The sequence below is a fragment of the Nocardia sp. NPDC057668 genome, from assembly GCF_042799795.1.
Lineage (GTDB): Bacteria > Actinomycetota > Actinomycetes > Mycobacteriales > Mycobacteriaceae > Nocardia.
The window spans coordinates 215,990-239,069 of sequence record NZ_JBHVIC010000007.1; the positions used below are offsets into that span (position 1 = coordinate 215,990).

The 23,080-nt window shown below is 70.2% G+C and carries 18 protein-coding genes; 10 read left to right on the top strand and 8 right to left on the bottom strand.

Annotated elements, in window-relative coordinates:
- Nucleotides 1-4 precede the first annotated feature (4 nt).
- Nucleotides 5-901, bottom strand: a complete 897-nt coding sequence (locus ACFVBH_RS34290) for a hypothetical protein (protein WP_354988303.1) — start codon at nucleotides 899-901, stop codon at nucleotides 5-7.
- Between the two features lie 147 nt (nucleotides 902-1,048).
- Here ACFVBH_RS34290 and ACFVBH_RS34295 point away from each other — a divergent pair, with 147 nt between their 5' ends.
- Entirely contained in the window at nucleotides 1,049-1,483 is a 435-nt protein-coding gene (locus ACFVBH_RS34295) for an SRPBCC family protein (RefSeq protein WP_354988302.1), read from the top strand.
- A 170-nt stretch (nucleotides 1,484-1,653) separates the two neighbouring features.
- Here ACFVBH_RS34295 and ACFVBH_RS34300 read toward each other — a convergent pair whose 3' ends face one another.
- Together ACFVBH_RS34300 and ACFVBH_RS34305 are read right to left on the bottom strand one after the other, a co-directional pair.
- Entirely contained in the window at nucleotides 1,654-2,004 is a 351-nt protein-coding gene (locus ACFVBH_RS34300) for a VOC family protein (protein WP_354988301.1), read from the bottom strand.
- A 38-nt stretch (nucleotides 2,005-2,042) separates the two neighbouring features.
- The gene (locus ACFVBH_RS34305; RefSeq protein ID WP_379008154.1) at nucleotides 2,043-2,861 is read right to left on the bottom strand and encodes a MerR family transcriptional regulator; all 819 of its coding nucleotides are present in this window, start codon (nucleotides 2,859-2,861) and stop codon (nucleotides 2,043-2,045) included.
- A 91-nt stretch (nucleotides 2,862-2,952) separates the two neighbouring features.
- Between ACFVBH_RS34305 and ACFVBH_RS34310 the strand changes: the two genes are divergently transcribed.
- Entirely contained in the window at nucleotides 2,953-3,285 is a 333-nt protein-coding gene (locus tag ACFVBH_RS34310) for a YbaB/EbfC family nucleoid-associated protein (RefSeq protein ID WP_354988299.1), read from the top strand.
- A gap of 33 nt (nucleotides 3,286-3,318) precedes the next feature.
- Nucleotides 3,319-3,927: a recombination mediator RecR gene (gene recR / locus ACFVBH_RS34315; protein WP_379008157.1), complete on the top strand. Its 609-nt coding sequence runs from the start codon at nucleotides 3,319-3,321 to the stop codon at nucleotides 3,925-3,927.
- Nucleotides 3,928-4,002: 75 nt separating this feature from the next.
- Here recR and ACFVBH_RS34320 read toward each other — a convergent pair whose 3' ends face one another.
- The 4 genes from ACFVBH_RS34320 to ACFVBH_RS34335 all read right to left on the bottom strand — a co-directional run bounded on the left by ACFVBH_RS34320 (nucleotide 4,003) and on the right by ACFVBH_RS34335 (nucleotide 6,748).
- On the bottom strand, nucleotides 4,003-4,194 hold the full coding sequence (locus tag ACFVBH_RS34320; RefSeq protein ID WP_354988297.1) for a hypothetical protein: 192 nt from the start codon (nucleotides 4,192-4,194) through the stop codon (nucleotides 4,003-4,005).
- A 136-nt stretch (nucleotides 4,195-4,330) separates the two neighbouring features.
- Complete coding sequence (locus tag ACFVBH_RS34325; protein ID WP_354988296.1) at nucleotides 4,331-5,566, bottom strand: hypothetical protein; 1,236 nt, start codon at nucleotides 5,564-5,566, stop codon at nucleotides 4,331-4,333.
- Between the two features lie 224 nt (nucleotides 5,567-5,790).
- The gene (locus ACFVBH_RS34330) at nucleotides 5,791-6,432 is read right to left on the bottom strand and encodes a hypothetical protein (RefSeq protein ID WP_379008160.1); all 642 of its coding nucleotides are present in this window, start codon (nucleotides 6,430-6,432) and stop codon (nucleotides 5,791-5,793) included.
- Between the two features lie 91 nt (nucleotides 6,433-6,523).
- A complete protein-coding gene (locus ACFVBH_RS34335) occupies nucleotides 6,524-6,748 on the bottom strand; it encodes a hypothetical protein (protein ID WP_354988294.1) in 225 nt (74 codons plus the stop codon).
- Nucleotides 6,749-6,877: 129 nt separating this feature from the next.
- Between ACFVBH_RS34335 and ACFVBH_RS34340 the strand changes: the two genes are divergently transcribed.
- From ACFVBH_RS34340 to ACFVBH_RS34365, 6 genes are all read left to right on the top strand, one after another.
- Nucleotides 6,878-10,669, top strand: coding sequence for a DUF2126 domain-containing protein (locus tag ACFVBH_RS34340; RefSeq protein WP_379008163.1), 3,792 nt, complete (start codon nucleotides 6,878-6,880; stop codon nucleotides 10,667-10,669).
- 29 nt (nucleotides 10,670-10,698) lie between these two features.
- Nucleotides 10,699-14,049 (top strand): circularly permuted type 2 ATP-grasp protein, encoded by a 3,351-nt coding sequence (locus tag ACFVBH_RS34345; protein ID WP_379008736.1) that lies wholly within the window; start codon nucleotides 10,699-10,701, stop codon nucleotides 14,047-14,049.
- Nucleotides 14,046-14,930, top strand: coding sequence for a transglutaminase N-terminal domain-containing protein (locus tag ACFVBH_RS34350; protein WP_379008165.1), 885 nt, complete (start codon nucleotides 14,046-14,048; stop codon nucleotides 14,928-14,930). Before ACFVBH_RS34345 ends, ACFVBH_RS34350 begins: the two co-directional genes overlap by 4 nt.
- A gap of 19 nt (nucleotides 14,931-14,949) precedes the next feature.
- Nucleotides 14,950-16,023, top strand: a complete 1,074-nt coding sequence (locus ACFVBH_RS34355; protein ID WP_379008168.1) for a putative zinc-binding metallopeptidase — start codon at nucleotides 14,950-14,952, stop codon at nucleotides 16,021-16,023.
- 209 nt (nucleotides 16,024-16,232) lie between these two features.
- On the top strand, nucleotides 16,233-18,035 hold the full coding sequence (gene leuA / locus ACFVBH_RS34360; RefSeq protein WP_379008171.1) for a 2-isopropylmalate synthase: 1,803 nt from the start codon (nucleotides 16,233-16,235) through the stop codon (nucleotides 18,033-18,035).
- Between the two features lie 271 nt (nucleotides 18,036-18,306).
- Nucleotides 18,307-20,052 (top strand): MinD/ParA family protein, encoded by a 1,746-nt coding sequence (locus tag ACFVBH_RS34365; protein WP_379008173.1) that lies wholly within the window; start codon nucleotides 18,307-18,309, stop codon nucleotides 20,050-20,052.
- A 196-nt stretch (nucleotides 20,053-20,248) separates the two neighbouring features.
- On the opposite strand, the gene ACFVBH_RS34370 is transcribed toward ACFVBH_RS34365, so the two are convergent.
- The gene (locus ACFVBH_RS34370; protein WP_379008738.1) at nucleotides 20,249-21,151 is read right to left on the bottom strand and encodes a LysR family transcriptional regulator; all 903 of its coding nucleotides are present in this window, start codon (nucleotides 21,149-21,151) and stop codon (nucleotides 20,249-20,251) included.
- Between the two features lie 918 nt (nucleotides 21,152-22,069).
- Here ACFVBH_RS34370 and ACFVBH_RS34375 point away from each other — a divergent pair.
- Nucleotides 22,070-23,053, top strand: a complete 984-nt coding sequence (locus ACFVBH_RS34375) for an EamA family transporter (protein ID WP_379008176.1) — start codon at nucleotides 22,070-22,072, stop codon at nucleotides 23,051-23,053.
- Nucleotides 23,054-23,080: the final 27 nt, after the last annotated feature.

Here is a 23,080-nt window from a genome sequence, read left to right on the forward strand (position 1 = left end):
CGGTTCACCAGTGCGGCGCGGCCTCGGGGCGCAGCGCGTGCCGGATGATCTCCGCGACATCGTCGTCGGTGTAGACGCCCGGCAGCGGCATGCCGAGCCGGTCGAACAGCTCACGGGTCTGGCGCAGCGTCGGCTCGCCCGGCGTCGACAGATCGCTGTGCAGATCGATCGGAACGCGCTTGGCCTGCCGGAAACTCATCCGCAGCTCCCGGGCGAGATCGCGGTAGTGCGGCTTGTCGCTCTCGAACAGCAGCGCCGGGGTGTTCGCGTTGCCCTGGGTCACGATGACGCAGCCGGCGGACAGGTCCCACCGGTAGGTGGTGCGGATGGGCGACACCGCCAGATCGATCTCCAGGAATTCGGACTGCTGGTGATACCACCAGGCGGCCAGCACCGTGCCGTAGGCCTGTTTGCGCACCCGGTCGGCGGTCCACGGGCGGCCGGTGTTGGCCGGTTGCAGCGAGGCGCGGAAGTGCGCGTCGTCCCGGCACACCGCCTCGTTGGCCGGATCCAGGATCTCCAATTGCACACGCAGCGAACGCCGTTCGTGCCGCGCCTTGTCCAGCAGCTCGGGCAGGGTCACCGCGCGCAGGTAGCTGCCGGTGCCGCCCTTGAACGCCCACTGATCGGTCGCGCCGCGGGCCAGCGCGTGCGTCTGGCCGATCTCGGCGCCGTAGAGCTGGCGGACGGTCGCGGTGTCGCGCACCGCGCGCGAGAGCGCGGCCCGATCGCGCAGAATCGAAATGGCCAGCAGCGCCAGCACCACCAGCGTGGCGGACGGCACATATTTGTCGTCACCGCCGAAAGTGCCGAACATCTCGACGGCGGCCGCGGTCAGCGCGACGATCATGACCACGACGGCATCGAGATTGACGCGCAGCCATCGTATGAAGCGTTTCATGCCCGCGTCCTCCCCACGACGTCCACCCAGGATAGGGGTTTCGGGCGGCGCGGGACTCGAATCCGGATACCCGCCCCGGACATCGCTCGGCGTACCATGACCGGGCGGCACCAGGGCACTCAGCCGGGAATCACAAAGGAGCACATGGTGGGACAGGTCAGCGCCTCCAGTTCGATCGTCGTCACGGCGGATCCGAAGCGCACGCTCGACGCGATCGCCGACTACGAGTCGGTGCGGCCGCGCATCCTCTCCTCGCACTACCGCGACTACAAGGTGGTCGAGGGTGGCAAGGGCGCGGGCACCGTCGTGGAATGGACGCTGCAGGCCACCGAGAAGCGCCAGCGCAACGTGCGCGCGGCCATCTCGGTCTCCGATTCCATGGTGACCGAACGTGATTCGAACTCCTCCATGGTCACCACCTGGACCGTCACCCCCGAGGGCAGCGGCTCGCTGGTCACCGTGCGCACCAGCTGGAAGGGCGCCGGCGGCATCGGCGGCATCTTCGAGGGCATCTTCGCGCCCCTGGGCCTGAAGAAGATCCAGGCCGAGGTGCTGGAGAAGCTGAAGGCCGAACTGGTGTAACCGCCGTCCCGTATTCGGCCCGACCGGATGCGGAGCGGGCCGCACGACCCCGAACGGTGTGGGGCGCGCGACCCCGAACGGTTTGGGTCGCGCGACCCCCGAACAATTCGACACTGCCGCCCGCCCCGTGAATACGGGGCGGGCGGCAGTCGCGTGCCCGGCGGTGACTCTCAGCCCGCCGCGATGTCGAAGAGGTTGCCCTCCGGATCCGACAGGGTCGTCCACTTCATGCCGTACTCGTCGAAATCGGCGATGTGCTTGGCGCCGAGGGCGACCGCGCGCTCGATGCCGCCGGGCAGGTCGTCCGACAGCAGGTCCAGGTGGACGACGTTCTTGCCGGGGTTCTTGTCCGGGACGTGGATGAACATGAGCGTCGGGCTCTGGCCGGTGCTCTGGCCGACGGTGGCGAAGTGCTCGTTGCCGTCCGGGTCTACGGTGCGGTCGAGCAGTTGCGCCCAGAAAGCGGCCAGCTCCGCGGCGTTCCCGGAGTCGATGGTGATGTTGGCGATCTTGATGGCCATGACGGTCTCCTGTCGGGTCGGATGAACTCGGGTGGTGCTCAGAGCCGGCCGATGGGCCAGCAGATCTCGGTGATGTAGCCGGACTCATCGGCGTCGTCCGGTCCGGCCAGGTAGATCTCGCGGACCGGCTCGGCGAGCGCGGTGTCGTGCTCGGCGACGTGGCTGCCCAGCGCGCCGTAGGTGCGGTCGAACTCGGTGAAGGGGCCCAGGTGCACGGCGACCGCGAAGCGCCGGGCGGGCAGTTCCAGCACCCGGCCCACCACCGCGGCGCGCGACCGGTCGGCCGGGGTGATCGGCACGTACGCCATGACCTCGCCGTTCTCCTGCTCGAAGAACTCCATGTCGTAGGTGGCTCCGGCCGGTCCGGCGGGCTCGATCTCCGCGCGCGCCAGCCCCTGATACAGCGTGCCGAAGCTGGTGTCGCACCAGTCGCCGATGCCGTCCCGGCCCACCGTCTCACCCAGGACCAGCGCGGGATGGCTTGCGACGGAACGATATTCGACCGCGAGCGGAATGCTCGCGGGCGGCAGCAGCAGCGTCCGCAGGGAGGCGACGACGTCGCGGGTGCGGGTCAGCTCGGCCTCCATCCGCTCGAGGTGCGCGCGCAGCGCCTCGTCCCGGGCGGCCCGGTCCGGGGCCGCGAGCACCGCCTTGATCTCGGGCACCGGCATGTTCAGCTCGCGCAGCCGGCGAATGAGATGAGCCTGATCCACCTGATCGGTGGAGTAGAACCGATAGCCGGTGCCCGGGTCGACCGCGGCCGGTTCGAGCAGCTCGATCTCGTGGTAGTAGCGCAGCGCCTTCACGCTGAGATAACTGAGCCGGGAGAACTCCCCGATCGGAACCGTCGCTGTCATGCCTTCAGCGAACACTCTCCCACCGGGGGAGAGTCAAGACCCTCCGCTTGTAGGCTGGTGACCGATCACATCCCCGCAGAGAGGACACGTCGTGCAGCCCGGTGGAGAGTTCGATATCCAGCAGTTGATGGCCCAGGCCCAGCAGATGCAGCAGGCCGTGATGGCCGCGCAGCAGGAGATCGCGGCGGCCGAGGTGGACGGTGAGGCGGGCGGCGGTCTGGTGCGCGTCCGCATTCGCGCCACCGGCGAGATTCTCGCGTTGACCATCGACCCCAAGATCATCGACCCGGAGGACGCGGAGACGCTGCAGGACCTGGTCATCGGCGCGATCAACAACGCCATGGAGAATGCCCAGGAACTGGCCGCGGATCGGCTCGGCCCGCTGGCCGGCGGTCTCGGCGGCGGCGCGCTGCCCGGCTTCTGATCGCGGCCGGGACAGCGGCGGAGAGGAACAGGCGTGTACGAGGGTCCGGTTCAGGATCTCATCGACGAGCTGGGCAAACTGCCCGGTGTCGGTCCGAAGAGCGCCCAGCGCATCGCTTTTCATTTTCTCTCGGTGGAACCGCCGGAGATCGATCGCCTGCAGGCGGCGCTGCAGAAGGTGCGCGACGGCGTGCGTTTCTGCGTGGTCTGCGGCACGGTCTCCGACGGTGAACGCTGCCGCATCTGCTCCGACCCGCGGCGCGATCGCACCATGATCTGTGTGGTCGAGGAACCCAAGGACGTGCAGGCCATCGAGCGCACGCGGGAGTTCCGCGGCCGCTATCACGTGCTGGGCGGTGCGCTGGATCCGCTCTCGGGCGTCGGCCCGGATCAGCTCCGGATCCGGGAGCTGCTGACCCGCATCGGCAATCAGGACGACGGCGTCGACGTCAGGGAGGTCATCATCGCGACCGATCCCAACACCGAGGGTGAGGCGACGGCGACGTATCTGGTGCGCATGCTGCGTGATTTCCCAGGCCTGAGCGTGACCCGGCTGGCGTCGGGTCTGCCCATGGGCGGGGATCTGGAGTTCGCGGACGAGCTCACGCTCGGCCGGGCGCTGTCCGGTCGCCGCGCACTCTGAGGTGGCCGTTCGTGCTCTCGATGGCGGCGCGGCATCGCTGCCGCGTCGCTCCCGGGTGAACTCGAACCCGTCCGGCTAGGTCCAGACGGGCGGCGCGGGCATGGCCGCGGGCTGGGGGCACGGCATGTGCTGGCTGTTGCGAGGAACGTCCGCGCCCGCTCCGGTGGCGTGCAGTGCGACCACCGCGGCCAGTGCGGCCGCGATGCCGACCAGCACGGCCAGGCTCTTGCGCAGTCTCGGTGTGCTCGGCCTCGGGCGTAGCTTCAAAGCTCTCTCCTCGTCTCGGACGGATTTCGAAAGCAAATCGGACGGCACCGCGTGCGAATATTTCGAAATGTTAGCTTTCCGGCGCCCGCGCGCAGTTCATTGCGCGGGTGCCGGAATCCGAATCGAGATGCGCTTGTTACTCGGCCGCGCACATGGAGCGCAGTACGCCCCGCATAACCGGCCAGCCGTATTTCAACGGCGCGAAGGCCAGAACCCGCGCAATTGTGATGGGCGTCAGAATCTCCGAACCGACGCCACCGATTCCTGCCGCCATGCTGCCGAGCGCCATCAGCAGGCTCGCGGTATCGGCGGTCACATAGGCCAGATCCATCGAATTCTCGATGGTGACCTCGCTCAACGGCACGGTGTGGTGCGCCTTGCCCTCGTAGATATCGAAGCCGAGATTGGTGAGCAGGGTCAGCGGGCCGTAATCGAGGATTGCCGGAATGGCGCCGAGTTCCGCTGTGGGACGCAGGATCAGCGGTTTCGCGACTTGGTGATCGCGCAGAAATGCGTGCAGCGCATCGGTGGCCGCGTGCAGGGTGGGCAGATCGAATGGCAACTGATCCGAGGTGGCCAGAAAAGCGCGGGTGCGTTCGAGAACGGCGGCGGTGTTCAGCTCGCCTGCCGGAGTGCAGCTTTCATCGGCGAGCACGAACTGATTCGCCAAATGGGCGAGTTCGGCGGGCACCGGGAATTCGAGCTCGATCGCCTCTTCGGCGAAGGACAGATCCAGCGGCTCGTACGCGTTCGGCGGATTGCAGGTGTCGCCGATCCGGTCCTGAATACTGCGGCCCAGCCGGTGCACGCCCTTGAACATGCTGCCGACCATGCCGACCAGCATCGACCCCACCCGCGGGATCATGGTGGTGAGCAGCTGCGTCGGAATCTTGACGATCCGGTTGGCCAACAGGAAGACCTCGACCACGTGCTCGAGGGTCAGCTCCGAGACCGAGACGGTGGTGTCCATGCGGCCGGTGCGCACCGCGTCCAGCCCGTTGACCAGGTAGGTGACGATCGGGTCGTCGATGTCCTCGACCTTCGCGCCGAGGGTGGCCGGGTCGACCGGCAGCACATTGCGGTGGACGCGGGTGGCGGCCACCGTCTGCCGGAAGTCCTGTACTTGCTGGTCGTATGCCGGATGCTGATCCGCGGGCACGACCGTGCGCAGCGCGGTGGCGGCGGCGGTGATGACATCGTCGAAAGTTGTTGCGCCGGTAGCGCAGTTCGCGTCGCTGATCGCCACGCCGGCGAGCGTTTCGGTCGCCGTCTCCGCCTGCGCGGGGGCGGCGAGCGGAGTCAGGGTCGCGGTGCCGACCAGCGCGGCGATGGTGAACGCGCCGACGAACGGCGCGAGTCGGGTGAGCCTCATCGAATCTTCCGGGGGTAGGTCCAGGCATCCGGAAGACGCCAACTGGACATCGGTCTAATTTAGGTAAGGATTACCTTAAGAACTCCGAAATGTGAAATGTTGGCTGTGCATTAGCCATAATCGGCTGACCCGGTGTAAGTCGCCCGTTCGCGGCGCAAGACAGCCCGGGACGCGCTCGCGTCCCGGGCTGTTCGGATGCACGTGCGGGCTCGGGCCCGCGTCGGTCAGAAGGTCAGGCGCTGCCAGTCCAGGGTCTCGAACCGGGAACGGTCGCCGGTGGTCCAGGACCAGATCAGATCCGCCACCGTCTGCGGATCCTCCACCCGCACGCCGAAATGCCGCTCGGGCGAGCCGTCGCGATACTCGAGGTCGTAGCGGCCGTCCTCGTTGCGATAGGTCTGGATGTAGATCTGGTCACCGCTCTCGACGATCAGATACGGTCCCGGCTGGCTCAGCTCCGGGATCCACTGCTGGACGAGTTTGTTTGTGAGATAGGGGAATTCGCCCGCCCCGCCGTGCGACACGGCGACCGGTACGTGATCGGCCGGATCGATCAGCCAGGTCAGCTGCGGATCGTAGACGGCGTACCCGTGCGGGGTCGCCAACTCGAACAGCAGCCCCCGTACGTGCCCCACCGCGTCAATGGGGCTGGATACGAAAAGCGTGGCGCCGATGGTGCCGTCCGCCGCCGGCGCGGCCAGGAACGCGTCCGACTCCGGGAGTTCGGCATTGCGCCGATCGAGTTCGGCCGCGATCTCGGCCACCACGTCCGCGGCGGGTTTCCCGTCCTGCGTGGACAGGTACGCGTCGACGGCGTCGGGGGTCGCGGCGGCACCGGAGGGCAGCAATACGTGGTCGTAGCTCACCTGACCAGGCTAGTTGCCGGGTCGCCGGGGGTCGGCGCGAGGCCACCGAAGCCTGTCGCGACGGCGTGGCGGAACCGGGCGGTGCGGCGGATCAGCCCGCTAGGCTCTGCGGCGCGCGGTGTGAAACGACCTCCGCCACTACGCATTCGCAGCCGCCGGCCACCGTCGAACAGTCGGCCAGGTAGGGGTGCCGCACCCGATCGGCCGCGGCGCAGCCCCAATCGGTGCATTCGAAGGACCCGTCGGCGTGTGCGATCAGCGTCCCGTGGCAGTGATCCAGGGCCGCTGCGCAGAGCCGGCACACCGAAGTGCTCATCGAAACCTCCTCCAATCGTCCCTACGAGTGTGCGCACACCCCCGCGGCATCTGTGGGAGGTCGCCGCGTGTCGTCCTTTCTGTCGGTAATAAGCCCGCGTGTCACCGCTCTCGCGTGGTGAACTTGATTATGGGGATTCGAGTTTCCCTCGAGCATCGCACGACCTACACCTTCGACCGCCCGGTGCGAATCCACCCGCACGTGGTGCGATTGCGGCCTGCGCCGCACACGCGCACCAGCATCGAGGCGTACTCCATGCGGGTGGATCCGGCCGCGCACTGGGTCAACTGGCAGCAGGACGCGTTCGGGAACTTCTTGGCGCGCCTGGTCTTTCACGAACCCGCGCGCGAGTTGTCCGTGGTGATCGGGCTCGTGGCCGAGATGGACGCCATCAACCCGTTCGACTTCTTCGTCGAGGAGTACGCCGAGCACTTCCCGTTCCGCTATCCCCGGGAACTGAGTGCCGATCTGGAGGCGTATCTGCGCCCGGTCGACGAGGGCGAACCCGGTTCGGGCACAGGTGAACTGGTCCGCGAGTGGGTGCGCGCCAACCCGCCCCGCTCGCAGCCGCGCACCATCGAATTCCTGATCGCGATCAACCAGGCGCTGCGCCGGGACGTCGGGTACACCATCCGGCTCGAACCGGGTGTGCAGACCCCCGATCACACGCTGCGCTCGGCGCTGGGCTCCTGCCGTGATTCGGCCTGGCTGCTGGTGTCGATCCTGCGCGAGTACGGGCTGGCCGCCCGGTTCGTCTCGGGGTACCTCATCCAGCTGGCGCAGGACACGCCGTCCCTGGACGGGCCCTCCGGCCCGCCCGCCGACTTCACCGACCTGCACGCCTGGACCGAGGTGTACCTGCCGGGCGCGGGCTGGGTGGGCCTGGACCCCACCTCCGGGCTGTTCGCCGGGGAGGGCCATATTCCGCTGGCCGCCACCCCGCACCCGGTGTCCTCCGCGCCCATCACCGGTGCGACCGATCCGGTGCTCGCCAGCCTGGAGTTCTCCAACACCGTCCGCCGTGTCCACGAGGATCCACGAGTAACGCTGCCCTACAGCGACGTTCAGTGGAATCGCATCGCCGCCACCGGGGCGGCGGTCGATCTCCGCACGCGCGACGCGGGGATCGGGCTCACCGTCGGCGGCGAACCCACCTTCGTCTCCATCGACGACCAGACCGGCCCCGAATGGACCACCGACGCCGACGGCCCGCACAAACGCGAACGCGCCGCCGACCTCGCCCGCCGCCTGCGCCGGATCTACGCCCCCACCGGCCTGGTCCAGTACCGCCAGGGCAAGTGGTACCCCGGCGAACCCCTGCCTCGCTGGGACATAGCCCTGCTCTGGCGCGCCGACGGCAAACCCCTCTGGCACTACCCCGACCTGCTGATAGACCCCTGGCTCCCCGCCGCCCCCGCACCGGCGGACCCGGCGCCGACTGGTCCGGGCGATGTCTCGCCGAACGGTTCGGCGGCCACGCCTGCCTCGGGACCTGCCGGGATCAACGGCCTGCCCGGCGGGACGGACATCGCGGCCATGCTGCGAAACGGGCCGGTGGCCGAGTTCGGCAGTGCCGGACAACATCTACCGTCGGAGCACCGGGTGGATCCCGAGGGTGGCGATGGTCCCGATGGTGCGGGTAGTCCGGTTGCCGCGCGGCCCGGGTCGACGAACGAATCGGAGCGCTCTGCCGCCCCGGCGGCCGTCGGCGCGGCGCTCGTGGCCGACACCTCCGTCGTTCCTCCACCACCCGGCGCCGGTACCGATCTCGGTCGGAACAGTGCCTCGGCACAAGAGCATTCGCGGCGTGCCTCGGAATCGGTGGCGGTGGGATCGGGCCCCGGCGCGGAGGGCGCGGGCATCGGTACCGCGGACGCCGCGCGGTCCGTGCTGGCGCATATCGCCGACGGGCTGGGACTGCCGGAGAGTCAGGTCCGGGCCGCGTACGAGGATTCGCTGGCGCGGATGGGGGCGAAAGCCCGTGTGCCGTGGGGTGATCCGGTCTCGGAGATCGACGACCTGGTGCCGGAACGGGATTCGGACCGCGCGCGGGCCGAATTGCTCGCGCGGCTGGACGAGTCGGCGGGGGAGCCCGCGGCCTACGTGCTGCCGCTGCATCGCCGGCCGGACGGCGGGGGCTGGGCCAGCGCGGACTGGCGGCTGCGGCGCGGGCGAATCGTGTTGACGGAGGGCGATTCTCCGGCCGGGCTGCGGCTGCCGTTGAGCTCCATCTCGTGGGAGCCGCCGCCCGAGACGGTGGAGAACGACCCCGTCGCGCCGCCGCGCGCACGGCCGCTGGCGGGCGAACCGGACGCCGCGGTGGTGCCCGCGTACGACGCGCCGATCACCGCCCTCGTGGTGGAGGTGCGGCGCGGGCGGATGTTCGTCTTCCTGCCGCCGGTCACCGAACTGGACGCCTACTTCGATCTGGTGTGCCGGATCGAGGAGGCGGTGGCGACGGTGGGGGAGCCGGTGGTGCTCGAGGGCTATCCGCCGCCGGTGGACGCCCGGCTGCACAGCCTGTCCATCACGCCGGACCCCGGCGTCATCGAGGTCAACGTGCAGCCCGCCGAGACCTTCGCCGAACAGGCCGAATTGCTGGACACCCTCTACGAGCAGGCGCGCCTGGCCCGGCTCGGCACCGAGAAATTCGACGTGGACGGCACGCACGGCGGCACCGGCGGCGGCAACCACATCACACTGGGCGGCTGGACGCCCGCCCGCTCGCCCATGCTGCGGCGGCCGGACCTGCTGGTTTCGCTGCTGACCTACTGGCAGCGGCATCCGGCGCTGTCCTACCTGTTCTCCGGCCGCTTCATCGGGCCCACCTCGCAGGCCCCGCGGGTGGACGAGGGGCGCCCGGAGTCGCTGTACGAGCTGGAGATCGCGTTCGCGGAGATCGCGCGACTGCACCCGGCGGGCGAATCCGATGCCGGGGAACAGCTTTCCGCGCCGTGGGTGGTGGACCGCGCGCTGCGGCACCTGCTCACCGACCTCACCGGCAACACCCATCGGGCCGAGTTCTGCATCGACAAGCTGTACAGCCCGGACTCCGCGCGCGGCCGCCTGGGCCTGGTGGAACTGCGCGGCTTCGAGATGCCGCCGCACTTTCGCATGGCCATGGTGCAGTCGCTGCTGGTGCGCGCGCTCGTACTGCGCTGCTGGGAGCGCCCGTACACCGCGCCGCTGCTGCGGCACGGGGTCAACCTGCACGGCCGGTACCTGCTGCCGCACTTCCTGGCGGCCGATATCGCCGAGGTCGTGGCCGATCTGCGCGCGCACGGCATCGATTTCGATATGAGCTGGCTCGATCCGTTCTTCGAATTCCGTTTTCCGCGCATCGGCACGGTGGTACTCGGTGGTATGGAAGTGGAACTGCGCGGCGCCATCGAGCCGTGGAACACCCTGGGCGAGCAGACCACCGCGAGCGGCACCGCCCGCTACGTCGACTCGTCCGTGGAACGGCTGCAGGTGCGTGTCACCGGCGCCGACCGCGGGCGATACCTGCTCACCTGCAACGGTTTCCCGGTGCCGCTCATGCCCGCGGGCAAGGAGGATACGCAGGTCGCGGGCGTCCGCTACCGGGCCTGGCAGCCGCCGAACGCGCTGCACCCCAGCATCACCGTGGACGCGCCGCTGGTCTTCGACGTCGTCGACATCGAGGCGGGACTGTCCCGGGGCGGCTGCACCTATCACGTCTCGCACCCGGGCGGCATGTTCTACCCGGGGCCGCCGGTGAACGACCTGGCGGCGCAATCGCGGCGCAACCGGCGTTTCGAACCGGCCGGGCATACGCCCGGTCCGGTGGACATCGCCGATCTGCGTGCCAGAATAGCCATGCAGGCCACGGATATCGGTGCGCCCGGGATCCTCGACCTACGGCGGGCGCGCACGGTGTGGGGCCTGCCCGGCGACCGATAGGCACGCGGCGGGAAGTGGTTGCGGTGACAATGCTCGACGCGACGCCCCCGGGCGACGCCGGGTCCGGGCGACCGGACCGCTGGGGCACGGCGGGCATGAGCCCGGCGGCCGCCGAACAGTACGCGAAATATCGTGCGGCGGCGGCGAATACCGGCGCGTTCGATGCCTGCGGCCTGCCCACCGACGGGTACCACGACGAACTGGTGGACGGGCGCGGGCGGTTGCGCCCGCCGTGGGCCGAACTCGCCGGCGACCTCCTGGACCAGGGCGGCGCGGGCCTGGACCGGCTCGACGCCCGGGTCCGCCGCCTCATCGAGGACGACGGCATCACCTACACCGAGCTGGGCGGCTCGGCCACCGAACCCGCGGCGGCCAAGCCCTGGCGGCTCGATCCCATCCCGCTGCTGCTCACCGCACCGGACTGGGCGGGGCTGGAAGCCGGTGTGGTGCAGCGTTCGCGGCTGCTCGACGCGATCCTGGCCGACGTGTACGGGCCGCGCCGCACCATCACCTCCGGGCTGCTGCCCCCGCAGATCGTGTTCGGCTACAGCGGGTACATGCGTGCCGCGCACGGGATCACGCTGCCCGGCCGGCATCAGCTGTTCCTGCACGCCTGCGACATCAGCCGCTGGAGCGACGGCGGGTTCCGGGTGCTCGCGGACTGGGCGCAGGCGCCTTCGGGCGCGGGCTACGCGCTCGCCGACCGCCGCGTGGTGTCCGCCGCCATCCCCGAAGCCTTCGAACTCGCCAGCCCGCTGCCGCTCACGCCCTTCGTGCGCGCCATGCGGCTCATGCTGATCGAGGCCGCGCCACGCGCCGCGGACGAAGAGCCGACCGTCGTGGTGCTCAGCCCCGGCCCGCATTCGGAAACCGCCTTCGATCAGGCGTATCTGGCGTCGGTGCTGGGGTTCCCGCTGGTCGAGAACGCCGACCTGGTGGTGCGGGACGGGCGGCTGTGGATGCGCTCGCTCGGCACCCTCGAACAGGTCGACGTGGTGCTGCGCCGCGTGGACGCCGAATTCTCCGATCCGCTGGATCTGCGGCCCGACTCCCGGCTCGGGGTGGTGGGTCTGGTGGAGGTCCTGCGCCGCGGCGCGGTCACCGTGGTCAACACCCTCGGCAGCGGGGTGCTGGAGACCCCGGCGCTGGCCGCGTTCCTGCCGCGGCTGTCCCGCATGCTGCTGGACCAGGACCTGAAACTACCGAGTGTCGAAACCTATTGGGGCGGAGACGATCTCCAGCGCTCCTACCTGATCGGCAATCTGCACCGGCTGATCCTGCGCTCCACCCGGGACGGGACCACCGTCTTCGGCGCCCTGCTCACCCGCGAACAGCGGGCGCTGTGGCGGGCGCGCATCGAGGCCGAGGGCTGGAAGTGGGTCGGGCAGGAGCCGGCGCGCTTCTCCCTGGCTCCGGCCGTCGCGGGCGGCGGGACCCTGGCCGCGTCCCCGGTCGAGATGCGGCTGTTCTCCCTGGCCGGCCGGGTGGGGTACCGGGTCATGGCCGGCGGGCTCGGGCAACTGCATCAGCGCACCGGGCCGGACGGCATGGTCGGCGAGGCCGCGGCCAAGGACATCTGGGTCCGCGCCACCCCCACCCCCGTGCCCGCCGTCGAGGTCGCCGAGGAGCGCGAACACCGCACCCCGGCCGTCGCGGCGCTGGAGGTCGTCAGCTCGCCCCGCGTCCTGAGCGATCTGTTCTGGCTGGGCCGCTACGGCGAACGCGCCGAGGCGACGGTCCGCCTGCTCAGCGCCACGCACGACCGCCACCAGGACTACCGCTACCGCCCCTGGATGGAGGGCGCGGACGCGATGCCGATCCTCATCGCCGCCCTCGGCCACATGACCGGCACGGCCCCGCCCGCCCCGAAACAATCTGTCGCCCAATCGGACTGGCTGAACCAGCAGCTCCAGACCAGCAGCCTGCGCCAGGGCGGGACGGGCCAGCGGCAGGGCCCTGGCGGCCAGTCGCAGGGAGCGGACGCCGAAACAGCTGCCGGGCAGGGGTATTCGCCGGTCGGTGAGCACGCGCGAGATGCGTTGCCGCAGTGGCGGAGTGAAGCGGCGCAGAGCCCGGATGGGCAATCCGAACCCCGGGGCGGGCAATCCCCGTCACAGAGCGGTCGGACGCAGGACCAGGGTGGTTCGTCGCAGTCACAGTCGCAAGGTGGGCAGACGCAGGACCAGGGCGGGCAATCGCAATCGCAAGGGGGACAGTCGCAGAGCCAGGGCAGTCAGCCCCAGTCGCAGGGCGGGCAGTCCCAAAGTCAGGGCGGTCAGTCCCAGAGTCAGGGTGGTCAGTCGCAGTCGCAAGGCGGTCAGTCGCAGGGCCGGGGTGGTCAGTCCCAGTCGCAGGGCGGGCAGTCCCAGAGCCAGGGCGGGCAATCGCAATCGCAAGGGGGACAGTCCCAGAGTCAGGGCGGACAGTCGCAATCGCAAGGGGCACAGTCGCAGTCGGCGGGCGGGACCGGGTCCGGTCCCGCGGCCCGGGGGTCGGACCCGGCGGTCGCGGCGCGGCGCGAGCTGCGGCGGCGGGAGTTCTCGGACCAGCCGACCATGCCGATCGCGCTGCCGGGGGCCTCGCGGAGCGACCACGACTACCTGGTGGCGCTGACCGTGGACCGGGAGCTGCCCGGGTCGGTCGCCTACGCCATGGAGCGGTACGGGAAAGCGGCGCGGGCGGTGCGCGACCAGCTCTCGCCGGACACCTGGATGGTGCTGGGTTCGGTGGACCGGGCGCTCGCGGAGTACCGGGGTGCGCGGGGGGATCAGGGCGCGGCGCTGTCGGCGGTGCATTCGCGGGCGCTCGCGGGGCTGCTGTCGCTGGCCGGGATCGACGGCGAATCCATGGTCCGCGACACCGGGTGGCGCGTCATGGACATCGGCCGCCGCATCGAACGCGGGCTGGCGCTGTGCTCGCTGCTGGCCGCGGCGCTGACCGACACCTATCCCGCCCCGGTCGGGCGGGTCGTGACCGAGGCGGTGCTGCGGGCCACCGTCTCCTCGGTGAGTTACCGCCGCCGCCATCGGGATTCGGTCCGAGTGGCCGCCCTGGCCGCGCTGTTGCTGTTCGACGCGAGCAACCCGCGCTCGCTCGCCTACCAGCTCGCCCGCCTCGAAGCCCACTTCCTCGCGCTGCCCGCCGCGGCCGGATCCGCGCGCCCGCAACGACTCCTGAGCGACGCCCAGCGCATGCTGCACCGGCTGGATCCCGCCGACCTGGAGGTCATCGACGCACAGGGCTGTCGCACCGAACTGGCCGAACTGCTCGACGGCGTCCATCTGCGCCTGCGCAAGGTCTCCGAATCCTTCGAGAGCACCCGGCTTTCCGTGCCGCGCGAAACCCAGCCGCTGTGGGGATCGGCCCGGGTGGTCGGATGAGCGCCGCACGCCGCTACCGGGTCCTGCACCGGACGGTCTACGTCTACTCCGACGCGGTCACCAGTTCCTACGGCCGCGCCTACCTGACACCGCGCGAATTCGCGGGCCAGCAACTGCTTTCGCACGATATCCGCGTCGATCCGGTGCCCTCGGATCGCTCGGTGGGCACCGACGTCTACGACAACACCACGCTGTACTTCCACGTCACCGCCGACCACCGCCGCCTCGAGGTGACCGGGGAATCGGTGGTCGAGGTGCGCCGCGCGCCCGTCGCGGCCGCCGGCCAGCCGTGGGAACAGGCCCGGCCCACTCACGAGAACGGCCCGCTGGCGGTGGAATTCACCCTCGATCTGGTCCCGCCCGAGATCATCGACGAGGTCGCCGCCTACGCCGCCGAATCCTTCCCGCCCGGCCGCTCGCTGCTCGCGGCGGTGACCGAGCTGAACACCCGCATCTTCACCGACTTCACCTACGAGTCCGGCTCCACCACGGTCAGCACGCGGGTGGCCGACGTCTTCGCCGCCCGCGCGGGCGTCTGCCAGGACTTCGCCCGTCTCGGCATCGCCTGCCTGCGCTCGCTCGGCCTGGCCGGGCGCTACGTCTCGGGCTACCTCGCCACCGATCCGCCGCCCGGCAAGGAACGCATGGTCGGGGTGGACGCCACGCACGCCTGGGCCGCGGTGTGGCTGCCGGACGGCAGCGCCGAGGGCGGATGGCTCGATTTCGATCCCACCAACAATCAGTTCGCCGACGAGCGGTACGTCACCCTGGCGTGGGGCCGGGACTACGCGGATGTTCCGCCGGTCCGCGGCATCATCTACACCGACGCCAAGGAGAGCACCATCAGCGTGTCGGTGGACGTGGCCCCGTTGTCCGCTTGAACGATCGAGGTGTTGCGCCATGCGTGATTTCAGCTGTCCCCAGTGCGGCCAGCAATTGGCCTTCGAGAATTCGCTCTGTCTCCAATGCGGGAGCCCGCTCGGCTTCGGACTGGCCGACCGGGCGCTGCTGATCCTGGCGAAGGACGGCGACCCCGCCCGCGCGGCGGGCGATCAGGACGATCCGGGGGACAGCGCCCGCGATTTCACCAGCGGCACCGTCGACGCCCAGGAGTTCCGGCTCTGCGACAACCGCCATGTGGCCCAGTGCAACTGGCTGGTGCCCCGCAGCGGTGGTCCCACGCTCTGCGAATCCTGCCGGCTCACCCGCACCCGGCCCGCCGACCAGGACGACAAGTGGCTGCCCGCCTTCGCCGAGGCCGAGGCCGCCAAACGCCGCCTGGTCCTCGAGCTCACCGAACTCGGCCTGCCGATCGTCGATCGCACCGCCGATCCCGATTTCGGTCTCGCCTTCGATCTGCTGGCCAGCGGATCGCAGCAGGTGATGACCGGTCACGAGAACGGGGTCATCACGCTCGACCTCGCCGAGGGCGACGACGTGCACCGCGAGCAGCTGCGGGTCGCCATGGACGAGCCCTACCGGACCCTGCTCGGTCACTTCCGGCACGAGATCGGGCACTACTACTTCCCGGTCCTGGTCACCGCGGACGCCGATCTGGAGCTCTCCCGCGAGCTGTTCGGCGATCCGTTCGCCGACTACCAGGAGGCGCTGGACCGGCACTACCGCTCGGGCCCGCCGTCCGGCTGGGAAGACTCCTTCGTCTCCTCGTACGCGACCATGCACCCCGCCGAGGACTGGGCCGAGACCTTCGCCCACTACCTCCACATCCGGGACACCCTGGACACCGCCGCGGCCTTCGGATTCGCCCCGGCCGGCGCCACCCTGGAACGCCCGCAGGTGGGTCGCGCGGGCTTCGATCGCATCATCGATCTGTGGTTGCCGCTGGCCTGGGCGCTGAACATGGTCAATCGCTCGATGGGCCACCGCGACCTGTACCCCTTCGTGCTGGCCGAACCGGTGCTGGACAAGATGCGCTTCATTCACGAGCTGTGTGCAAATGCGGCAAACCGGTAAAACCCGGTTCGCCGGTGTGGCGCGTGCCTCCCCTGCTTCCGGGGGCGCATTGCAGACCTGTAAACTCCTGATCATCATGCAGCGGGCACTTCTCCTCCTTTGCCGCCGCGACGGGGTCTGATACGGACTGGCCTCCCGTCGCGGGTGCTAGTCGTGCCGGTCTAAACCCACACCTGGGATTTCCAGCCACACTTCGGAGATAAATCGCTATGTCACCCGCTGATGCGTTCGTATCCGGCTCGCGCTCCATCACCGCGCCGAGCAAGCCCGCGCCCGCCGACCAGCCCGCGTGGAACAAGCAGAAGAACTCCTCCATGCCGGTGTTCCGGTACCGGCCGTACGCCGAAGAGGTCGAGGCGGTGGAACTGCCCGACCGCACCTGGCCGGACAAGGTCATCGATCGCGCGCCCTCCTGGTGTGCGGTGGATCTGCGCGACGGCAACCAGGCGCTCATCGACCCCATGAGCCCGGCCCGCAAGCGCCGCATGTTCGACCTGCTGGTCCGCATGGGCTACAAGGAGATCGAGGTCGGCTTCCCGTCCGCCTCGCAGACCGACTTCGACTTCGTCCGCGAGATCATCGAAGACGGCGCCGTGCCGGACGACGTCACCATCCAGGTGCTGACCCAGGCCCGCGCCGAGCTGATCGAGCGCACCTTCGAAGCCTGCGCCGGGGCACCGAACGTCATCGTGCACTTCTACAACTCCACCTCGGTCCTGCAGCGCCGCGTGGTCTTCCGCGCGGACCGCGACGCGGTGAAGAAGATCGCCACCGACGCCGCCACCCTGTGCCTGGAGATCGAGCAGCGGCACCCGGACACCAACTGGCGCTACGAGTACAGCCCGGAGTCCTACACCGGCACCGAGCTGGGCTACGCCAAGGAGGTCTGCGACGCGGTCTCGGCGATCATCGCGCCGACCCCGGACAAGCCGCTGATCATCAACCTGCCCGCGACCGTGGAGATGGCGACGCCCAACGTCTACGCCGACTCCATCGAGTGGATGCACCGCAACCTCGAGCGCCGCGACTCCATCGTGCTGTCGCTGCACCCGCACAACGACCGCGGCACCGCCGTGGCCGCCGCCGAACTGGGCTACCAGGCCGGCGCCGATCGCATCGAGGGCTGCCTGTTCGGCAACGGCGAGCGCACCGGCAACGTCTGCCTGGTGACCCTGGGCATGAACATGTTCAGCCGCGGGGTGGATCCGCAGATCGACTTCTCGAACATCGACGAGATCCGCCGCACCGTCGAGTACTGCAACCAGCTGCCCGTGGCCGAGCGCCACCCGTACGGCGGCGATCTGGTCTACACCGCGTTCTCGGGTTCGCATCAGGACGCCATCAACAAGGGCCTGGACGCGATGAAGGCCGCCGCCGACGCCGCGGGCTCCGATGTCGACGACATCACCTGGGAGGTCCCGTACCTGCCCATCGATCCCAAGGACGTCGGCCGCACGTACGAGGCTGTCATCCGGGTGAATTCGCAGTCCGGCAAGGGCGGCGTCGCCTACATCATGAAGACCGATCACGGGCTGGTGCTGCCGCGCCGGCTGCAGATCGAGTTCTCGCAGGCGATCCAGAAGATCACCGACGGCGAGGGCGGCGAGGTCACCCCGAAGGAGATGTGGGACGTCTTCTCCGAGGAGTACCTGACCCCGATCCTGCCGCTGGAGCGCATCCGCCAGAAGGTCACGGCCTCCGAGCTGGACGGCGGCGTCGATCACATCGAGGCCGTGGTCAAGGTCGGCGGCGTCGAGCAGGCCATCGCGGGTGAGGGCAACGGTCCGCTCGCGTCGTTCGTCGACGCGCTGGGCACCATCGGCTACGAGGTCAGCGTGCTGGACTACAGCGAGCACGCCATGTCCTCCGGCGACGACGCCCAGGCCGCGGCCTACGTCGAATGCGCCATCGGCGAGAAGGTGACGTGGGGCGTCGGCATCGCCACCTCCATCACCACCGCCTCGCTGCGCGCGGTCGTCTCCGCGGTCAACCGCGCGGCCCGCACCAGCTGAGAAGCCTTACCGCAGAGCCCGCTCCGGCCGCCGGGGCGGGCTCTCGCGTGCGCGGGACGCGAGTCCCGGTACGGGAGGACTGAATTCGCGGGATGGGGGTAACTCCCGGGTACGCCCGGGATCGGGGGCGCACGGACCGCGAGCACGGACGCGGGGCGGGCTACGGCCCTGAGCTGTGCGCTGAAGATTCGGAGAGGCGGGACAGCTGCTAGCGTTGTGCTTGCATTAGCGCCGAGCTCTCTGTTCGAGCTGTCGAGCAGATGGGGGACACGTGACCACGAACGATCAGAATTCGACGTCGAAACCGGGGGCGTCGGTGGATGCCGACGATCTCGAACCGGATGAGCGCGCGACCGCCGGCGCGGCTACGCCGGAATCGGGTGAATCCGCCGAGGCGGAGCAGCCGGGCGCGGGGTTCTTCCCGCCCGTTCCGGATTCGATCGACCAGACCGTGCACATGGGTGCGGCCGCGGCGCCGCCGTTCGACCGGCCGGGATTCCCGCAGGGGCCGTTCGCCGGGCCCGGTGGTCCGGGCGAGGGGCCCAATCCCTTCGCCCCGCAGGGGCCCGAAGGCTCGAATCCCTTCGCGCCCGGCGGGTTCGGCCCGCAGGGGGCCTATGGCGGCGGTCCGTACGCGAACGGCCAGCAGCCGGGTTTCCCGCCCACCGGCAACTATCAGATGCCTGATTCGGGGCAGTTCGCGCCGCCGCCGAATCCCGGTGCGCCGGGCGGTTTTCCGCCGGGTGACGCCTTCGGCGAGGTCCGGGACGAGACGCCCTACGGGGAGATTCGCCAGGAGATCGGCAGCGACGGCATGGTGCGCCGGGTATTTCCGGAGCAGCAGCCGGACCCGGGCGGGCAGTTCGGTCAGCCGGGTCAGCCGGGGCAGTTCGGCCCGGGCACCGATCCGTCCGGCGCGCCGATCTACACCTGGTCACCGCCCCCGCCGGTGCAGCAGCATCAGCCGCAGCAACCGCCGCCGGGATTCCAGCAGCAGGGCTGGAACGGGCAACCGCCCCAGGGATTTCCGCAGCAGCCCGGCTTCGGGCAGCAGCCGCCGCCGCAGGGTAATTCGGTCAACGACCTGAATCTGCTCAAGCGCGCCCGGCGCGCGCCGCGCAGCGGCTGGCGCCGCACCGTGCACAAGGCGTCCGGCGGCATGATCAATCCGGGTGAGTCGCCGGCGGACGTCGTCTACGGCCAGCTCGTGGACCGGGTGAATCAGCCGGTGCGCGGTGACTACCGCATCGCGATCCTCTCGCTCAAGGGCGGCGTCGGAAAGACCACCACCACGGTCGGTCTCGGCTCCACCTTCGCCTCCCAGCGCGGCGACCGCGTCATCGCCATCGACGCCAACCCGGACCTGGGCACCCTCGCCCACCGGGTGCCGCGGCAGACCCGCTCCACGGTGCGGAACCTGCTGGAGGACAACCACATCAGCCGTTACTCCGATGTCCGCGCCCACACCTCGCAGGCGCCCAGCCGCCTCGAAGTGCTTGCCAGCGAACAGGATCCGGCGGTGTCGGAGGCGTTCAGCGAGGCCGACTATCGCAAGGCGATCGGCATCCTGCAGCAGTTCTACAACATCATTCTCACCGACTGCGGCACCGGGCTCATGCACTCGGCGATGTCCGGCGTCCTGGATATGGCCAGCTCGCTGGTGCTGGTGACCTCACCCGCCATCGACGGCGCGCGCAGCGCCTCGGCCACCCTGGACTGGCTGGACCACCACGGCTACCACAAGCTGGTGGAGCGAACCGTGGTGGTGGTCAACGCTTCTCGCAAGGGTTCCTCGACCGTCGATCTGGATCAGCTGCGCAAGCTGTTCCTGGACCGCACCCGCGCGGTACAGGTCGTGCCCTTCGACGATCACCTCGCCGAGGGCGCGGAGATCGACCTGGAACTGGTCGGGAAGCCCACCCGCCGCGCCCTGCTCGAACTGGCCGCGATGGTCGCCGACGACTTCGGCTACCACGCCGCCCAGATGGGCAGGCAGCAGCCGCCGCAGCAGCGCTGATTCCGGCAGAACCCCCCGAATCGGCCCCGCCTCGAATCCCGAGTGCGGGGCCGGTTTCCGTTCGAAGGCGGGAGCCCGAGCCGCGGACCGTCGAACCCCCCGTCGATCTGGCGTCGGGGAAGCGGACCGTGCGCGTGATCATCGTTTCGCAGACCACGTAGGTCCGCGCGCTGCGAGTGGCCGGAGTCGTTGTTTGTCAGTCGGATTCGTCGGTTACCTTGCGGGCGGCTGTCTGGAAGGCGGCCAGGACCGCGGCGACGGCGGGGCGTTTCTCCGCGTGCGGGCGCGTGGCCAGGTCGTAGAGGCGGGCGGCGCGGACGCCGGTCAGCCGGAGCATCAGCAGGTCCGGGTGGCGGACCGCGTAGTGCGGCATCAGGGCGATGCCGTAGCCGTCGGCCACCAGGGCCTCGATCACCGTGAAATCGTTGAGGCGCTGGGCTATTCGGGGTTGCACGCCGGTGACGGTGGCGATCGAGCGCAGCACGTCGTCGACGGGGAAGCCGCCGCGCACGCTGATCCAGGTCTCGTCGGCCAGTTCGGCGGGCATCACGGTGGCATTGCGCGCGAAGCGGTGGCCGGGGCCCACGACCACGTCGATCGGCTCGCGCATGAGCACGCGCGAGCTCACCCGCGCCCCGCCGACCGAGGGCGAACGCTCGTCCCGGTGGGTCAGCACCACGTCGTAGTCGGCGAGCAGGCGCGGCACCTCCGAGGGCGGCACGTCCTCGTCCCGGGCGACCACCTCCACGCCGCTCGCGGCCAATTCGGTCAGCACGTGCGGCAGCAACAGCGCTGCGCCGGAAGGGAACAGCGCCACCCGCACCTGCCCGCGCGCGGACCCGCGATAGGACGCCATCTCGGCCGCGGCCCGCTCCACGGCCGCCAGCACCTCGTCGGCCCGCACCACCAGCGCCCGCCCCGCGTCGGTGAGCCGCACCCGCCGCCCGTCCGGCTCGAGCAACGGCACTCCCGCCTCGCGCGCAAGCGCTTTGAGCTGCTGCGACACCGCCGAAGGCGTCATGGACAGGGCCGCCGCGACCGCGGCCACCGTCCCCCGATCCGCCAGCTCCCGCAACACCCGCAACCGCTCGACCGACATGAGCGCCCCCGAGCCGTTCCCGCCCCCGCTCGAATCCGCCACCCGCACCTCGCCTCCCGAGACGCCCTCCCCGCGTTCGACCGCGCTGGAACGCCCTTCCCGATTCACCCGGGGGTGAGTACCCGATCCGTCGTTCCTCCAACCCGCTCGCCCCCTCCCGGTGTCCGGCGCGCCCGACCTGCCGCCGCCGACGCGGTCCGTCTCTCTCCGCGTCACACCGGGCTCGTCACGGTCGCCCGATGCTGCTCGATGTGCCGAGTCGGTGCCGGTGGCCGACGCTGAAACCTGTTTGGGTGCCGATGTTTCGACGTTCCGTGCACCGGTGGATGGTCGGTCGTGGTTGTCGCGGCCGGGAGATGTCGGTTGGTGCCCCGAGACGGTGCCCGTGGCCGAGGTTGAAACAGACTCGGGCGCAGGGGCTTCGGGGTCTTTGCCTGGGCGAGGCGTTGTGCCCGTCTCGCCGGCGACCGGCGGCGAGGGTGCGGGGCCGGGGGGCGTGGGCTCCTGCGGGGGCAGGCCGGCCCGGGGCGGGACCGGGGTGGCGGCGGTCGGGGCCGCGGGGGAGTTGGTGATGCGGCGAGGGCGGGCCGCGGGGGTGGATCGGGTGGCCGGTGGGTCCGCCGGGGGTGTTCGGCGGGTGGGCGACGCGGTGATGCCGGGGGCGGGGGTGCGGGGGGATCGGCGGCCGGGCGCGTCGGGGTCGCGGCGGGAGTGGGGGTCGGCGGAGACCCGGCGGGGGCGCGGGGTGGCGGTGGCCGGATCGGGGGACGCCGGGATGCGGCGGGGGCGGGGGACCGAGCGCGGGGGTGTGGCGTCGTCGGCGGGGGGATCCGGGTGGGGCATAGGTAAGTTCTACTACAGTATTGGTGCAGAATTATTCGATTGTTCTTACCTATTGGTCGTCGGATCATTCCGGGTATGACGAATCGGGATCGGCTGCTGGGGCTGGGTGTGGTGGTGCTCTGGGGGTTGAACTTCCTGGCGATACGGGTGGGGCTCGACCATTTTCCGCCGTTCTTCTTCGCGGGGCTGCGGTTCGCGGTCATCGCCGTACCGGTCCTGGTGTTCGTGCCGCGACCGGCGGTGCCGTGGCGCTGGCTGCTGCTGTACGGGATCGGGTTCGGGATTCTGCAGTTCGCCTTCCTGTTCAGCGCCATGCGGGCGGGCATGCCGACCGGGCTGGCCTCGCTGGTGCTGCAGTCCTCGGCGCCGTTCACCGTGCTGCTGGGCGCGGTGCTGCTGCGCGAGCGCCTGCGCGGGGTGCAACTGTTCGGGATCGCGGTGGCCGTGGCGGGCATGGCCGTGATCGGCTGGGACCGCATGCAGCATGCCGCGCTGCTGCCGCTGCTGCTGACCCTGGCCGCCGGCCTGGGCTGGGCCTTCGGCAACATCGGATCCCGGCTCGCCGCTGCCGAATCCGCGGGGGTCAACCCGCTGCACCTGACGCTGTGGATGACCGTCGTGCCGCCGCTGCCCCTGTTCGCGCTGTCCGCGCTCACCGAGGGACCGGCCACCGGCTGGCACGATCTCGCGGCCGCGTTCGGCCCGGACGGCCTGCCCGCGTTCGCGGCGCTGGCCTACATCGCGCTGCTGGGCACCATCGCCGGGTCGGGCCTGTGGACCTATCTCATGAGCCGCTATCCGGCGGGCACGGTCGCCCCGCTGTCCCTGCTGGTGCCGGTGGTCGGCATAGCCGCGTCCTGGTTCTTCCTGGACGAGACCCCGTCGGCGGTGGCCCTGGCGGGCGCGGTGATCGTGATAGCGGGCGCTTTCACAGCAACCTCGGGCGGATCGCTACGCCGGGGCCGATGGGGTCGCCGCCGCACCGCCGCCGCATCTCCGGAGACCGCCGGTACGGAAAAGATCACCCCTACCGACCCGGTGCCCGTTCCCGCTGCTTAGGATTCCTCCCAGGCGTGGGAGGTAGGG